This is a genomic window from Nocardia sp. NPDC058497, assembly GCF_042720195.1.
GTDB lineage: Bacteria > Actinomycetota > Actinomycetes > Mycobacteriales > Mycobacteriaceae > Nocardia.
The window spans coordinates 1-13,692 of the sequence record NZ_JBHXMY010000107.1 but is presented as its reverse complement, the minus strand read 5'-3'; the positions used below and the strand labels follow the sequence as shown (position 1 = coordinate 13,692).

The 13,692-nt window shown below is 69.6% G+C and carries 15 protein-coding genes; 8 read left to right on the top strand and 7 right to left on the bottom strand.

Annotated elements, in window-relative coordinates; genetic code table 11:
- Positions 1–121 precede the first annotated feature (121 nt).
- The gene (leuD, locus tag ACFWPJ_RS10420; protein ID WP_378849471.1) at positions 122–730 is read left to right on the top strand and encodes a 3-isopropylmalate dehydratase small subunit; all 609 of its coding nucleotides are present in this window, start codon (positions 122–124) and stop codon (positions 728–730) included.
- Between the two features lie 157 nt (positions 731–887).
- The gene (locus ACFWPJ_RS10415; protein WP_378849469.1) at positions 888–1,541 is read left to right on the top strand and encodes an HU family DNA-binding protein; all 654 of its coding nucleotides are present in this window, start codon (positions 888–890) and stop codon (positions 1,539–1,541) included.
- A gap of 121 nt (positions 1,542–1,662) precedes the next feature.
- Here ACFWPJ_RS10415 and ACFWPJ_RS10410 read toward each other — a convergent pair whose 3' ends face one another.
- The 3 genes from ACFWPJ_RS10410 to cofC form a co-directional block, all read right to left on the bottom strand.
- Positions 1,663–2,583 carry an NUDIX domain-containing protein gene (locus ACFWPJ_RS10410; protein WP_378849467.1) on the bottom strand — a complete coding sequence of 307 codons (921 nt, stop codon included), beginning with the start codon at positions 2,581–2,583 and terminating at the stop codon, positions 1,663–1,665.
- A gap of 20 nt (positions 2,584–2,603) precedes the next feature.
- Positions 2,604–4,760, bottom strand: a complete 2,157-nt coding sequence (locus tag ACFWPJ_RS10405) for an RNA degradosome polyphosphate kinase (protein ID WP_378849465.1) — start codon at positions 4,758–4,760, stop codon at positions 2,604–2,606.
- 73 nt (positions 4,761–4,833) lie between these two features.
- Positions 4,834–5,514, bottom strand: coding sequence for a 2-phospho-L-lactate guanylyltransferase (cofC, locus tag ACFWPJ_RS10400; protein WP_378849463.1), 681 nt, complete (start codon positions 5,512–5,514; stop codon positions 4,834–4,836).
- Positions 5,515–5,545: 31 nt separating this feature from the next.
- Between cofC and ACFWPJ_RS10395 the strand changes: the two genes are divergently transcribed.
- Both ACFWPJ_RS10395 and ACFWPJ_RS10390 read left to right on the top strand, forming a co-directional pair.
- Positions 5,546–6,541 carry an NAD(P)H-dependent glycerol-3-phosphate dehydrogenase gene (locus ACFWPJ_RS10395; protein WP_378849461.1) on the top strand — a complete coding sequence of 332 codons (996 nt, stop codon included), beginning with the start codon at positions 5,546–5,548 and terminating at the stop codon, positions 6,539–6,541.
- Positions 6,542–6,584: 43 nt separating this feature from the next.
- On the top strand, positions 6,585–7,679 hold the full coding sequence (locus ACFWPJ_RS10390; protein WP_378849459.1) for a D-alanine--D-alanine ligase family protein: 1,095 nt from the start codon (positions 6,585–6,587) through the stop codon (positions 7,677–7,679).
- A 1-nt stretch (position 7,680) separates the two neighbouring features.
- On the opposite strand, the gene ACFWPJ_RS10385 is transcribed toward ACFWPJ_RS10390, so the two are convergent.
- The gene (locus ACFWPJ_RS10385) at positions 7,681–8,589 is read right to left on the bottom strand and encodes a DUF3515 domain-containing protein (protein WP_378849457.1); all 909 of its coding nucleotides are present in this window, start codon (positions 8,587–8,589) and stop codon (positions 7,681–7,683) included.
- 95 nt (positions 8,590–8,684) lie between these two features.
- On the opposite strand from ACFWPJ_RS10385, the gene ACFWPJ_RS10380 reads away from it, so the two are divergent.
- Genes ACFWPJ_RS10380 through ACFWPJ_RS10370 form a run of 3 tightly spaced genes read left to right on the top strand, consistent with a single transcriptional unit; the run spans position 8,685 to position 10,685 of the window.
- Positions 8,685–9,689 (top strand): thiamine-phosphate kinase, encoded by a 1,005-nt coding sequence (locus ACFWPJ_RS10380; protein WP_378849473.1) that lies wholly within the window; start codon positions 8,685–8,687, stop codon positions 9,687–9,689.
- Between the two features lie 11 nt (positions 9,690–9,700).
- Positions 9,701–10,384 carry a uracil-DNA glycosylase gene (locus tag ACFWPJ_RS10375; protein ID WP_378849455.1) on the top strand — a complete coding sequence of 228 codons (684 nt, stop codon included), beginning with the start codon at positions 9,701–9,703 and terminating at the stop codon, positions 10,382–10,384.
- 49 nt (positions 10,385–10,433) lie between these two features.
- Positions 10,434–10,685 (top strand): hypothetical protein, encoded by a 252-nt coding sequence (locus tag ACFWPJ_RS10370; RefSeq protein WP_378849454.1) that lies wholly within the window; start codon positions 10,434–10,436, stop codon positions 10,683–10,685.
- Positions 10,686–10,692: 7 nt separating this feature from the next.
- Here the strand turns inward: ACFWPJ_RS10370 and ACFWPJ_RS10365 are convergent, their stop codons facing one another.
- The 3 genes from ACFWPJ_RS10365 to rpmB form a co-directional block, all read right to left on the bottom strand.
- The gene (locus ACFWPJ_RS10365) at positions 10,693–11,481 is read right to left on the bottom strand and encodes an enoyl-CoA hydratase/isomerase family protein (protein ID WP_378849452.1); all 789 of its coding nucleotides are present in this window, start codon (positions 11,479–11,481) and stop codon (positions 10,693–10,695) included.
- 9 nt (positions 11,482–11,490) lie between these two features.
- Complete coding sequence (locus ACFWPJ_RS10360) at positions 11,491–11,952, bottom strand: GNAT family N-acetyltransferase (protein WP_378849450.1); 462 nt, start codon at positions 11,950–11,952, stop codon at positions 11,491–11,493.
- Positions 11,953–12,033: 81 nt separating this feature from the next.
- Positions 12,034–12,225 (bottom strand): 50S ribosomal protein L28, encoded by a 192-nt coding sequence (gene rpmB, locus ACFWPJ_RS10355; RefSeq protein ID WP_011210730.1) that lies wholly within the window; start codon positions 12,223–12,225, stop codon positions 12,034–12,036.
- A gap of 306 nt (positions 12,226–12,531) precedes the next feature.
- Between rpmB and ACFWPJ_RS10350 the strand changes: the two genes are divergently transcribed.
- The coding region (locus ACFWPJ_RS10350) for a DAK2 domain-containing protein (RefSeq protein WP_378849448.1) at positions 12,532–13,692 on the top strand (1,161 nt) is incomplete at its 3' end.

Sequence of the window (13,692 nt, the reverse complement as noted above, 5' to 3'; positions counted from 1 at the left end):
GGTGGCCGTACCCACCTGGTCTCGCCGCTGGTCGCCGCCGCCACCGCGGTCCGCGGAACCCTGTCCTCGCCCGCCGATCTGGCCTGAGCGCCCCGACCACCACGATCGAAGGAGAATCGTTATGGAAGCCTTCACTGTTCACAAAGGCATCGGGGTCCCGCTGCGCCGGTCCAATGTCGACACCGACCAGATCATCCCCGCCGTTTACCTGAAGCGGGTGACCCGAACGGGTTTCGAGGACGGTCTGTTCGCCGGTTGGCGGGCCGATCCTGACTTCATTCTGAACACCGAGCCCTACCGTCAGGGCAGTGTTCTGGTGGCCGGACCGGATTTCGGCACCGGTTCCTCGCGTGAGCACGCGGTGTGGGCGCTGTCGGACTACGGCTTTCGGGTGGTCATCTCGTCGCGTTTCGCCGACATCTTCCGTGGGAATGCGGGCAAGGGTGGCCTGTTGGCCGCGCAGATGTCACAGAACGATGTCGAAATGCTGTGGAAGCTGATCGAGGAACAGCCCGGCCTGGAATTGGTTGTCGACCTGACCACGCGCACCGTGACGGCGGGAACCGTCGTGTTGCCGTTCGATATTGACGACTACACCCGGTGGCGTCTGCTGGAGGGTTTGGACGACATCGGACTGACCCTGCGCCAGGCCGACGTCATCGGCGACTTCGAAAAGGGAAGGCCGTCATGGAAACCCGTGACGCTGCCGGAGCCTATTTCGCAAGCGTAATCACCACCGGCGATTGGCGGCGCATCCCCTGGGGGCGGTAGCTGGACGTGTGCTAAACCACATGAATTTTGGCGTGGCACATAGACTCTTGCTCAAACTGGGTTTACCGTGGTACCTAGTCGGTCCGACGACGGGCCATTAGTCTGCGGAGGATTCAATGAACAAGGCGGAACTGATCGACGTTCTGACCGAAAAGTTGGGTACGGACAGGCGCACGGCTACCGCGGCTGTCGAGAACGTGGTCGACACCATCGTCCGTGCCGTGCACAAAGGTCAGAGCGTCACCATCACCGGTTTCGGTGTGTTCGAACAGCGCAAGCGTGCCCCCAGGGTTGCCCGTAACCCGCGTACCGGTGAAACCGTGAAGGTGAAGGCGACTTCGGTGCCTGCCTTCCGGCCGGGCGCTCAGTTCAAGGCGGTGATCGCGGGCAAGCAGAAGCTGGCCGCGTCGGGCCCCGCCGTCAAGCGTGGCGTGAACGCCCCGGTGGCGGCGAAGAAGGCGGCAGCCAAGAAGACGGCGGCCAAGAAGACCGCCGCCAAGAAGGCGACGCCGTCGAAGGGTCCGGCCAAGACCACCGCCCGTAAGGCGGCCACCAAGGCACCCGCCGCCAAGAAGACCACGACGGCGGCCAAGAAGACCACCGCCGCCAAGAAGACCACGGCGGCAAAGAAAGTGACCGCGGCCAAGAAGGCGCCCGCGAAGAAGGTCACGGCGGCCAAGAAGACCACCGCCGCCAAGACCACGGCCGCCAAGAAGGCCCCCGCGAAGAAGACTGCTGCGAAGAAGACAGCCACCCGTCGTGCTCGTTGATCCCGCCGCAGCGGGATCGGGTCGGGGAATGTGCACGTAAGCCGCATCACCCACCACTGGACCGAGAACGGCCCCGGGAAACCGGGGCCGTTTCGGCTGTTCGAGGGCACTCGGGCGGTGCTCAGGCGGTGACGATGCCCGTCGACAGCGATCGGTCCATATGGTCCGCGGCGACCAATCGGTCCTCGACGAACGACAATGCCCAGACGCTGCCCTTGCGATTGCGGGCAGGCGGCAGCGTGAGCTCGCTGCGCTGCGCGAGCCACTGCACCAGATCGGGAATCACCCCGCCTTGACTGCACACCACCGGGACACCCCGATCTGTTACCAAAGACAGAAATCGTTGCCGCGCCGCGCTTTTCGCTGAATCGTAACCTTGCTCGGAAAACATTGGCTCGCAATTGATTTCGGCGTTCAACTGTTCCGCCAACGGTGTCACGGTTTGGATACAGCGCAGCGGATCGGCCGAATGGATCTCGGATGCGCCGAACGCCAGCAGATTCGGCGTCAATGCCTTCGCCTGCTGCTCGCCCGCGGGCTCGAGCGGGCGCAACTCGTCGGGTCCGTCGAAGCGCGCGCGCTTGCCCGCCTTGCCGTGGCGCACCAGCAGCACCGTGCTCGTCGTCGCGGGCAGCCGGGCGAACATCCGCACGACCTGACGGTCCATCGGATACGAGAGCTGATCCATCACCTGGTCGAGCGGGAACCAGCGCAGCTGGTCGACTTCGGCGTTGACGGCGAACTCGCCCGCCGCGGCCTCGGCGGCCCAGTAGTCGACCCGCTTGAGCTGACGGTGGCCGGGGATCGGATAGGTGACGTGCCCGAGATAGCGCCCGAGCGTGCTCGGCAGGCCGGTTTCCTCGCCGACCTCGCGGACCGCGGCGACGATCGGGGTCTCGCCGGGGTCGAGCTTGCCCTTGGGCAGCGACCAGTCGCCGTACTTGGGCCGGTGGATCACGGCGATCTCGGGCCCCGCGGCGCCGGTGCGCCACAGGACCGCGCCCGCGGCATGGATGTTGGGCCGCACCCTGGGATCACGCATCGCTTTCTGTGCGCCCTTGCTCACGGCTGATCGGGGCGACGCAGGCGCATGAGGAACTGCTGGTGGTCGCGCACCTGGCTGGTGTCGGCCGCGGTCGGGCTGGCCTGCCAGGTGCCGTCGGGGCAGAGCACCCAGCAGCGGGTCATCGGGTCCAGCGCCGAATCGAACACCATGGCGAGTTGTTCGATCAGGCGCGGATCCTTCACCTGCACCATGACCTCGACGCGGCGGTCGAGGTTGCGGTGCATCATGTCGGCGCTGCCGATCCAGGTCTGTTCCTGCGCGCCGAACTCGATCACCCGGGAGTGTTCGAGGAAGCGGCCCAGGATCGAGCGCACCTCGATGTTCTCGCTCAGGCCCGGTACGCCGGGACGCAGGCCGCAGATGCCGCGCACCACGATCTGCACCGGAACCCCGGCCTGGGACGCCCGGTACAGCGCGTCGATGATCTGCTCGTCGACGATCGCGTTGGCCTTGATCCGGATCCGCGCGTCGAATCCCTCCCTGGCCAGTTCGATCTCACGGTCGATCCGCTCGATGATGCCCGCCCGCACGCCGAGCGGGGCGACCATCAGATTGCGGTAGTCCTCCTTGCGGGAGTAACCGGTCAGCGAATTGAACAGGTCGGTCAGGTCGGCGCCGATTTCCGGTGCGGCCGTGAACAATCCGACGTCCTCGTACAGGCGCGCGGTCTTCGGGTTGTAGTTGCCGGTGCCGATGTGGCAGTAGCGGCGGATGGTCGAGCCCTCGCGGCGCACCACCAGGCAGGTCTTGCAGTGGGTCTTGAGGCCGATGAGGCCGTAGACCACGTGCACGCCCGCCTGCTCCAGCGCGCGCGCCCATTTGATGTTGGCCTGCTCGTCGAAGCGGGCCTTGATCTCGACCAGCGCGACGACCTGCTTGCCCGCCTCGGCGGCCTCGATCAGCGCGTTGATGATGGGCGAGTCACCGGAGGTGCGGTACAGCGTCTGCTTGATCGCGAGCACCTGCGGGTCGGCCGCGGCCTGCTCGATGAAGCGCTGCACGCTGGTGGAGAACGAGTCGTAGGGGTGGTGCACCAGCACGTCGCCCTCGCGCAGCGCGGCGAAGACATTGCGCGGAGTCTCGCGCTCGCCGAAGGCCGCCGGGGTGGCCGGGACATACGGCGCGTCCTTGAGATCGGGACGGTCGACGCCGTAGACCTGCCAGAGGCAGGACAGGTCGAGCAGTCCGGGTACCTGGATGACGTCGGCGGGGTCGACCTCGAGCTCACGTAGTAGCAACTCCAGCATGTGCTCGGTCATGTCGTCGGAGACCTCGAGCCGCACCGGCTTGCCGAAGCGGCGGCGGGCGAGTTCGCGTTCCATCGCCTGCAGCAGGTCTTCGTCGCGGTCCTCGTCGACCTCGAAGTCGGCGTTGCGGGTGATCCGGAACGAATGCGTCTCCACCACGGTCAGACCCGGGAACAGCAGATCCAGGTGCGCGGCGATGAGGTCTTCCATCGGCAGGAACGCCGCGATCGCCGACGGCGCCGCGGTGCGCCGGACACGGACGAACCGGTCGACATTGTCGGGCACCTTCACGCGGGCGAAATGTTCACCGCCGGTGCCCGCGTCCTTCACCGTCACGGCGAGGTTGAGGCTCAGGCCGGAGATGTAGGGGAACGGGTGCGCCGGATCGACGGCCAGCGGGGTGAGCACGGGGAACACCTGGTCGGTGAAGTAGCCCGAAAGGCGGTGCCGCTCATCGTCGTCGAGATCGGCCCAGCCGATGAGGTCGATGCCCTCGGTGGCCAGCGCCGGATCGACGTCGTCGAGGAAAACATTGGCGTGGCGCACGGCGAGTTCCTGGGCGCGCGCGGTGATCATCTCCAGCTGTTCCGACGGTGAGCGGCCGTCGGCGGAGCGCACCGACAGACCGGTCTCGGCGCGGCGCTTGAGCCCGGCGACCCGGACCATGTAGAACTCGTCGAGGTTCGAGGCGAAAATCGCCAGGAACTTGGCGCGTTCGAGCAGCGGCAGGGAGGCGTCCTCGGCGAGGGCGAGCACCCGGGCGTTGAAGTCGAGCCAGCTCAGTTCGCGGTTGAGATAGCGATCCCGGGGCAATCGCTGCGACGTGATGTCACCGCCCGAGGCGATGGCGGCCGCAGGTGGCGGGGAAATCGGGGGCTGCTGCTTGATGGTTTCCGTGTCGCTCACGCATCAATCATCCCCTAGGTACCGGGTAGTCCGCAGCATGACACCGCCCGGTACGACCGAGAGCGGCGATCGGCTAGCACACGGTGCGAACGGGGTCACCGATCCTTGCGGGCAGCCCGAATTCGCCGAGCGTGAGCGCGGTGTGCGGGCCGACCCCGAGCGTGCGGACGGTATCGAGGTCGGCGGGGGTGTCGACGTCGCAGCGCAGGCCGGGCCAGTGCCCGGAGAGGGGGTGTGCGCCGCCGTCGCGGTGGGCGCGGGCGGAGTCGGCGCCGAAACGCGGATCCAGTGCGGCGGTGGTGTCGCGGACGAGTAATGCGGCGGTGCCGGTGCCGGTGTGATCGATCACGACCGAGCGGATTCCGTCGGGCGCGACGGTGAGCAGGTCGGCGAGTTCGGCCGGGCGCAAGGCCGGGAGGTCGGCTTGCAGCGCCAGCAGATGGGCGGGGCCGTGCCGGTCGCGCACGTCGGCGGCGCCCGCGGCCAGCGCCGTGTTGAGTGGATCGTCCGCGCCCGCCGGCTCGTCGAGCACGTGCGCGCCGAGCTCGCGGGCGCGCACGGCCACGAGTGGGTCGGGCGTGACGACGGTCAGCGACAACACCTCGGGCACGGCGGTCGTCGCCGCGACGGTGTCGGCGAACATGGCCAGCACGAGCTGCCCGCGCTGCTCGGGAGTCAGCACGTCGGCCAGCCTGCTCTTGGCCCGATCGATGTGCTTGACCGCCATCACGGCGTGCACGGTGTGCGGACGCATGGCGTCAATCCTTCCATGGCATATTGAGCTGATGACGAGGGCGGCGGTTATGGGTGCGGGGTCGTGGGGCACCGCGTTCGCGAAGGTGTTGGCAGAGGCGGGGACCGATGTCACGATCTGGGCCAGACGAGCTGAGGTGGCGCAGGCGCTCGACACCGAGCACCGCAATCCGTTCTACCTGCCCGGCGTGCAGTTGCCGCCGGTGCGCGCCACCGACGATCACCTGGCCGCGCTCGACGGCGCCGACCTGGTCGTGCTCGCCGTGCCGTCGCAGTCGCTGCGCGCGAATCTGGACCGGTGGAAGGGCGATATCGACCCCGACGCCACCCTGCTCAGCCTCGCCAAGGGCATCGAGACCGGCACGCTGCTGCGGATGAGTCAGGTGATCGCGGAGGTGACCGGGGCCGAGCCGGGACGCATCGCGGTGCTGTCGGGGCCGAACCTGGCCGGTGAGATCGCGCAACGTCAGCCCGCGGCGACGGTGATCGCGTGCACCGACACCGAGCGTGCCGGGGTGGCGCAGCGGGCCTGCGCCACCGGGTATTTCCGGCCGTACACGAATACCGATGTGATCGGCTGCGAGATCGGGGGCGCGTGCAAGAACGTCATCGCGCTGGCCTGTGGCATCGCCTCGGGGATGGGGCTGGGCGACAACACCGTCGCCAGCCTGATCACCCGCGGGCTGGCCGAGGTCATCCGGCTCGGGGTCGCGCTCGGGGCGCAGCCGGTCACCCTGGCCGGGCTCGCCGGTGTCGGCGATCTCGTGGCTACCTGCACCTCGCCGCTGTCGCGCAACCGGTCCTTCGGGCATGTGCTCGGCGCGGGCGGGTCGATGCAGGCCGCGCAGGAAGCGACCAATGGGCAGGTCGCCGAAGGTGTGAAGTCGTGCACATCGGTGCGGGCGCTGGCCGCCGCGCATCAGGTGGAGATGCCGCTGACCGACGCCGTGCACCGGGTGTGCCACGAGGGACTTTCGGTGAGCGAGGCGGTCGACAGTTTGCTCGGCAGGCGGATCAAACCCGAGTAGGGCGATAGCGCCACGAAACGGGCAAACGGTTACGGTGACGTTCATGACGAACCGGATCAGGGTGGCCGTGGTGTTCGGCGGGCGCAGCAGCGAGCACGCCGTCTCGTGTGTGTCGGCCAGCAGTGTGCTGCGCAACCTCGATCCAGAGCGCTACGAGGTGGTGCCGATCGGCATCACCGCCGACGGCGGCTGGGTGCTCGCCGACGGCATCGGCGAACTCGCGCTCAGCCACGGTGCGCTGCCCGCGGTCGACGCGGCGGGCACCGCGCTCACCCTGGCCGCCGATCCGAGCCGTGCCGGTGCGCTGGTGGCGCTCGACGATCCCTCGGCCGCGCTGGGCCGGGTCGACGTGGTGTTCCCGATCCTGCACGGTCCGTTCGGTGAGGACGGGACCTTACAGGGCATGCTCGAGTTAGCCGGCGTCCCCTACGTGGGGGCGGGCGTGCTGGCCAGTGCCGCGGGCATGGACAAGGAGTTCACCAAGAAATTGCTGGCGGCCGAGGGGCTGCCGGTCGGCGTGCAGGTCGTGCTGCGGCCCGGCACCGCGACGCTGACCGAGGCGGAGCGGGCCCGGATCGGACTGCCCGCGTTCGTGAAGCCCGCGCGCGGTGGGTCCTCGATAGGCATCACCAAGATCACCGACTGGGCCGATCTCGACGCCGCGATCGCCGCGGCGCGCGAGCACGATCCGAAGGTGATCGTCGAAGCGGGCATCGTCGGCAGGGAAGTCGAGTGCGGCGTGCTGGAATTCGCCGACGGGCAGGTGCGGGCCAGCGTGGTCTCCGAGATCCGGATGCCCGACGCCGATGCCGCCGCGCCCGAGTTCTACGACTTCGCGACCAAGTACCTCGACGACGTGTGCGAATTCGACGTGCCCGCCAAGCTCGACGACGAGGTCGCCGACCAGATCCGCGAGCTGTCGGTGGCGGCGTTCCGCGCACTGGACTGCCAGGGGCTGGCGCGTGTCGACTTCTTCGTCACCGCGGACGGCCCGGTGATCAACGAGATCAACACCATGCCCGGGTTCACCCCGATCTCGCAGTACCCGCGGATGTGGGAAGCGACCGGGATCGACTACCCGGCGCTGGTGTCGACGCTGATCGAAACAGCCGTGGCGCGCGGCACCGGCCTGCGCTGAATTACAGCTCGCCCGGATTCGGTTCGCGGGCGGGCAGATTCGCGGTGATGACGTCGGACACCGTGGTGATCGCGCCGGTGCCCGAGCCGTCGGGGACGGTCAGGGCGATGTAGGTTTCGCGGTCGACGGCGAACCAGGTGCCGACCTTGCCGACCTCGTCGCGGACCTGGAACCACTGCACGCCGTTGATCTCGGTCAGGGTGGACGCTCGGTTGAATTCCAGGGGCCGGTCCAGGCCGCAGCGCAGGACGATCGGTTCGCCGCCGTCGGGGTGCTGCCAGGCGCGGGTGGCCGGCGGTGCCGGTTCGACGAGGGTGGACTTGGTGAAGTCGCCGAGGTCGGCGGGCAGGGCGGGGAGCAGGGCCAGGCAGGCGGGGCCGTCGGCGGCGGGGGCGGGGACCGGGCCGAGGGCGAGGGGTTCGCGTTCGACGGGGGCGCGCAGGGCGATGAACGCGGCGGCGAGGACGCCGACGATCAGGACGATCGGCAGGGCGACCGCGGTGGCGATCAGCGCGGGGGAGTAGGGCGTCGACGCCTCTTCGTCATCCGCATCCGCGTCCTCATCGGCGTTCGTATCCGCATCGGCGTTCGTATCCGCATCGGCGTCAGGCTTCGCGTCGGCATCGGCATCGTCGTCCGGCTTTGCGTCGGCATCCCGCTTCGCGTCGCTGTCGGCGTCGGCCTCCGGCTTCGCACCGGCACTCGCATCCGGCTTCGCGTCGCTTTCGGCGGAACCGGTGTCGGTCGATGCGGCGCGCGTGGCCGCCGCCGAATCGGCATCTGAACCGGCATTCGAGCCGGTCGTCGACTTGCCGGTCGAGGCCTCGGCCGCGGTGTCAGAGCCGTCTCCGGCCGGGGACGTGTCGTCCCGATCGCCTGCCGCTGTCGAGTCCGACGAATCCGCCGCCATAACGTCGGTGTCCTTTCCGTTGTGTCCGATCGCCTCCGAAAGGGTACCGTCGGGGCGATTTCGTCGGTCGTCAGCACAGTGGGAAGGGGCCGGTCATCAGCGAGGACAGCCGTCCGCAGACGGTGCGCGAGCTGGGTGAGTTCGCCTTGATCGACCGGATCAACGCGGGCAGGCAGCAGGCCGCGCACGTTCTGCTCGGACCCGGTGACGACGCCGCGCTGGTCGCCGCGCCCGACGGCCGGTTCGTGGTGAGCACCGACATGCTCGTCGAGGGCAGGCACTTCCGGCTCGACTGGTCGGCGCCCGAGGACATCGGCCGCAAGGCCATCGCCCAGAACGCCGCCGACATCGTGGCCATGGGCGCGCGCCCGACGGCGTTCGTGGTCGCGCTCGGCTGCCCGGCCGACACCCCGGTGCCGGTGGTGGAGGGCATCGCCGACGGCATGTGGGCCGAGGCGGGGCGTGCGGGCGGGTCGATCGCGGGCGGCGATCTGGTGCTCAGCGAGCAGCTGGTCGTCTCGGTGACCGCGTTCGGTGACCTCGGTGGGCAGACGGCGATCACCCGAGCGGGCGCCGAGGCAGGCGATATCGTCGCTGTCGCAGGCGAACTCGGCTGGTCCGCTGCGGGCCTCGCCGTATTGTCCGGCGGCGCGGACTCTTCCGATCCGGCGTTCGCGCATGCCCTTGCGGCACATCGGGTTCCGCAGCCGCCGTACGCGGCCGTGCTGGACACGGCCGGTGGTGTGATCCCGAACGCGCTCACCGATGTCTCCGACGGTTTGCTCGCCGACCTGGGTCATCTCGCCGAAGCCTCCGGGGTCGCCGTCGACGTGCACAGCACGGCGCTGGCCGATCCCGAACTGACCGCGCTCGCCCGCCTGCTCGATGCCGATGCGGCGCAATGGATTCTGGCTGGCGGCGAGGACCACGCCTTCGCGGGAACCTGGCCCGCCGGCACGGCGCTGCCGCCCGGCTGGCGGCCGATCGGGGTCGTCACCGCAGGCAGCGGCGTCACCGTGGACGGTGCGCGGCCCACCGGCGGCACCGGCTGGGAATCGTTCCGTGGGGCGGACGCCACACCCACCGGCCGGAAACGATAGGTTGTGCGGTCATGGGTGCCAAACCACTGTCGGACATCATCGATCCGGGCTGGGCCCGGGCACTGGAACCGGTCGCCGACCGGATCAGCGAGATGGGCGAATTCCTGCGCGCGGAGAACGCCGCGGGCCGCGGCTATCTACCGGCCGGGGAGAACGTGCTGCGCGCGTTCCGGCGCCCGTTCGACGCGGTGCGCGTGCTGATCGTCGGCCAGGATCCCTACCCGACGCCCGGCCACGCCATGGGCCTGAGTTTCTCTGTCGCGCCTGATGTTTCGCCGGTGCCGCGCAGTCTGTCCAACATCTTCGCCGAGTACAGCAAGGACCTCGGCTTCGATACGCCGAGCTGCGGTGACCTGAGCCCGTGGTCGGATCAGGGTGTGCTGCTGCTGAACCGGGTGCTCACCGTCACCCCCGGCACCCCGGCCTCGCATCGTGGCAAGGGCTGGGAAGCGGTCACCGAGCAGGCCATCCGCGCGCTGGTCGCCCGGGACGAACCGCTGGTCGCCGTGCTGTGGGGCCGCGACGCGGGCTCGCTCAAACCCACCCTCACCGAGGCCGAGATCCCCTATATCGAATCGGCCCACCCCTCACCGCTGTCGGCTTCGCGGGGATTCTTCGGTTCGCGACCCTTCTCCCGGGTCAACGAACTGCTCGACGAACTCGGCGCCGAACCAGTCGATTGGCGGCTGCCCTGACCCGGGGCGTCGCCCGCACCAGAAGAAAATGATGAAGGAGCACAACCGCATGCACATCACGACCGTTCGCGCTGCCGTCGCGACCGCCGCCGTCGCCGCCGCCCTCACCGCGGGCGCCGCCTCGGCCAACGCCGCCGGACTGGCGCTCGAGCCCTACGACGAGCAGGCCGCGCCGGTGGCCACCAGCCAGATCGGTGAGGAATGGACCTCCACCGGCACCTCCACCATCTCCGCCGGCGTGAACGCGAAGGTGACCTGCCTGCTGCAGAACACCTTCAGCGCCCTCGGCGCAGCCTGCTGAGGCTGATTCAGTTCAGCCCGAGGTAATCGGGCTTGCGCTTGGCAACGAAGGCGTCGACGCCTTCGCGGCCGGTGCTGTTGTTCGCGGCGGCGGCGATGCTGTCGCGTTCGGCATCGAGCTGCTGGTCCAGGGTCGCCGTCGGCGATTGGGCCAGCAGCTTTTTCATGGCCGAGTAGGTGGCGCGGGGGCCGGCGACGAAACTCTGGGCGACGCGCAGGGCCTCGGCGCGGACCTCGTCGTCGGCGACGGTGCGGCTCAGGATGCCCAGGCGCACGGCCTCCTCGGCGCCGATCACAGCGTCGGTGAGCAGGATCTCCCTGGCGCGGCTCGCGCCCACGATGCGGGGCAGCAGCCAGGACATGCCGCCGTCGGGGCTCAGGCCGATGCCAGGGTAGGCGGGGCGCAGCTTGGTCGACGGGCCACCGATGGCGATGTCGGCGCCGCACACCAGGCTCATGCCGGCGCCTGCGGCCCAGCCGTGCACCGAGGCGACGACCGGGACGGGGGTCGCGGCCAGGGCGCGCACGAACTCGTGCAGCTCGTCGGCCAGCTTGTACAGGTAGGCGCCGCGGTCGTCGGCACCGGCGAAGTGATGGACGTTGCCGCCCGCGCAGAAATTGGCGCCCGCACCGGTCAGCAGCACCGCGCCGACCTCGGAATCGAGCGAGCGCAGAGCTTCGGTGCCCTGATTGATCAGGTCGAAATTCATCGAGGTGCCCGCCGCGGCGGTGGCGATCGTCAGCTGCAGCACGCCGTCGACGAGGGTGACGGCGGTGACCGGTTCGGTGGTACTCATGGCGTCACCCTAGCGAGGGCCGCGGCGCCACAACTGTTCGGGCAGCAGGGTGAAGGGGTCGACCCGGCGGACGCCGGTGTCGGCGAAGCCGCGCCTGCGGTAGAAGGCGTGGGCGCGTGGATAGTCGTCGAACACCCACAGCGTGCACGGTGAGCCCGGGGCCGCGATGTCGATCAGGGCGTCGGCGACGCCGGTGCCGTGCCAGGCGGCGCGGACGTAGAGGGCTTCCAGTTCGGTGTCGGTCGCGGCGGCGAAACCGATCAGCCGGTCACCGGCCAGCGCGATCGGCAACCGGTGGGTCCCGTCGGTGCGGCGGCGTTCCCAGGTGGCGGCGGAGCGTTCGAGGTCGAATCCGGCGAGCACATGCCCGGGGGCGAGGGCGTCGTAGGCCTCGCGCCAGCTCGCGATGTGGCAGGCGGCGAGTGCGGTGACGCGCTCGGCGGTCAGTGCCTCGATCCGCCAGTCAGGCATCGCGACCCCCATCGACGACAAAGCCCCGGATCACCCACGCGGGGTGCCGGGGCATTGTCGGCAGAATGTACGGGCTGAGAATCAGCCGCGGACGACCTTGCCCGCCTTCAGGCAGGAGGTGCACACGTTCATCCGGCGGGTGTTGCCAGGGGCAACCTGCGCACGCACGGTCTGGATGTTCGGGTTCCAGCGACGGTTGGTGCGCCGGTGCGAGTGCGAGACCGACTTCCCGAAACCGGGGCCCTTGGCGCAGACGTCGCAAACGGCAGCCATGTCGCGAGCTCCTTCATGTCATAAGCGGACAGCGGTGCACGTATGCCCGCTGAACCGGAAACTGATGTCGTCAAATGCCTTGCCGACTCGCGTCGGCCAGCGCAGACCGGGATCGGCCGCACAAGGCAACCCTGCAAGGGTAGCTGGCCGGGCCGTGATCTTCCAAACCGGGTGTCCCGGTCGACACGCCGGGCACGGCCCGGATGCCGGGCCCGTCCGCGGTCAGCATACCGCTGTCGGCGGCTGCCGCTAACCTGGCGTGCGGTGCTCGGCGCGCGGGCACCCAGAACGGGGATCGAGGTGGCGGTGTCGCACGTGCGGGAGGCGCTGGACGGCGCCGATCTGTTGGCCTGGGCCCGAACCTGCCGCACCGACCTGGAACTACGCCGCGCCGAGATCGACGCGCTCAATGTGTTCCCCATCGCCGATTCCGACACCGGAACGAACATGCTGGCCACCGTCCGGGCGGCGGTCGCCGCCGCCGAGCGAGCGGTGTCAGGGGCCGCGGTCGCCGCCGAGCGAGCGGTGCCCGGCGCCGCGGGCGCCGAACCGGCTGCGGGTGCCGAACCGGCTGCGGGTGCCGAACCGGCTGCGGGCGCCGAACCGGCCGCGGGCGCCGAACCGGCCGCGGGTGCCGAACCGGCCGCGAGCGCCGACGCGACCCCGGGCGAGGCCCCATCTGCACATCTGGTCGCGCAAGCGCTCGCGCGCGGGGCGACGATCGGTGCTCGGGGGAACTCCGGGATCATCCTGTCGCAAGTGCTGCGCGGGATCGCCGAAGCGGTCGTCGCGGGTCCGCTGACCGGTGAGCGGTTGCGAACGGCGTTGCGTCGGGCGGCGGTGCTCGTGCGCACCGGACTGAGCGCCCCGGTCGAAGGCACGATCCTGACTGTCCTCGAGCGCGCCGCGGTCGCCGCCGCCGAATCGGCTGACCCGTCTCTCCTCACCGTCGCCCGCTCGGCCGCCGACGATGCCGCGCGTGCGCTGAACGAGACGCCCGCGCAGTTGGGCGTCCTGCGCGCGGCCGGGGTGGTCGATGCCGGAGCCAGGGGGCTGCTCGTACTGCTCGACTGCCTCGTGGCCCAGATCTGCGGCGAGGCCCCCGCCCGGCACAGCTATACCCGCGATCACGAGGACGACGGGCCGCGGCGCAGAAGTGGTGACGAACGCGCCGACGGTGACCGCGGCGGTGACGTCGACCACCGCGATCAATCCTCCGACCCCCACTTCGAGGTCATGTACGTGATCGCGCAGGTCGACGAGACGGCCGCGGGCACTTTGCGCGATCGCCTCGCCGTCCTCGGCGATTCGGTGGTCGTGGTCGGCGACGGTGACCACACCTGGTCGGCCCACGTGCACTGCCGCGACGCGGGCGCGGCGATCGAAGCCGGACTCGCGATCGGCACCGTCACCGGCATCCGCATCGAGAGTTTCGCGGTGACCGCGCCACACGGGGCGAGCCACGAG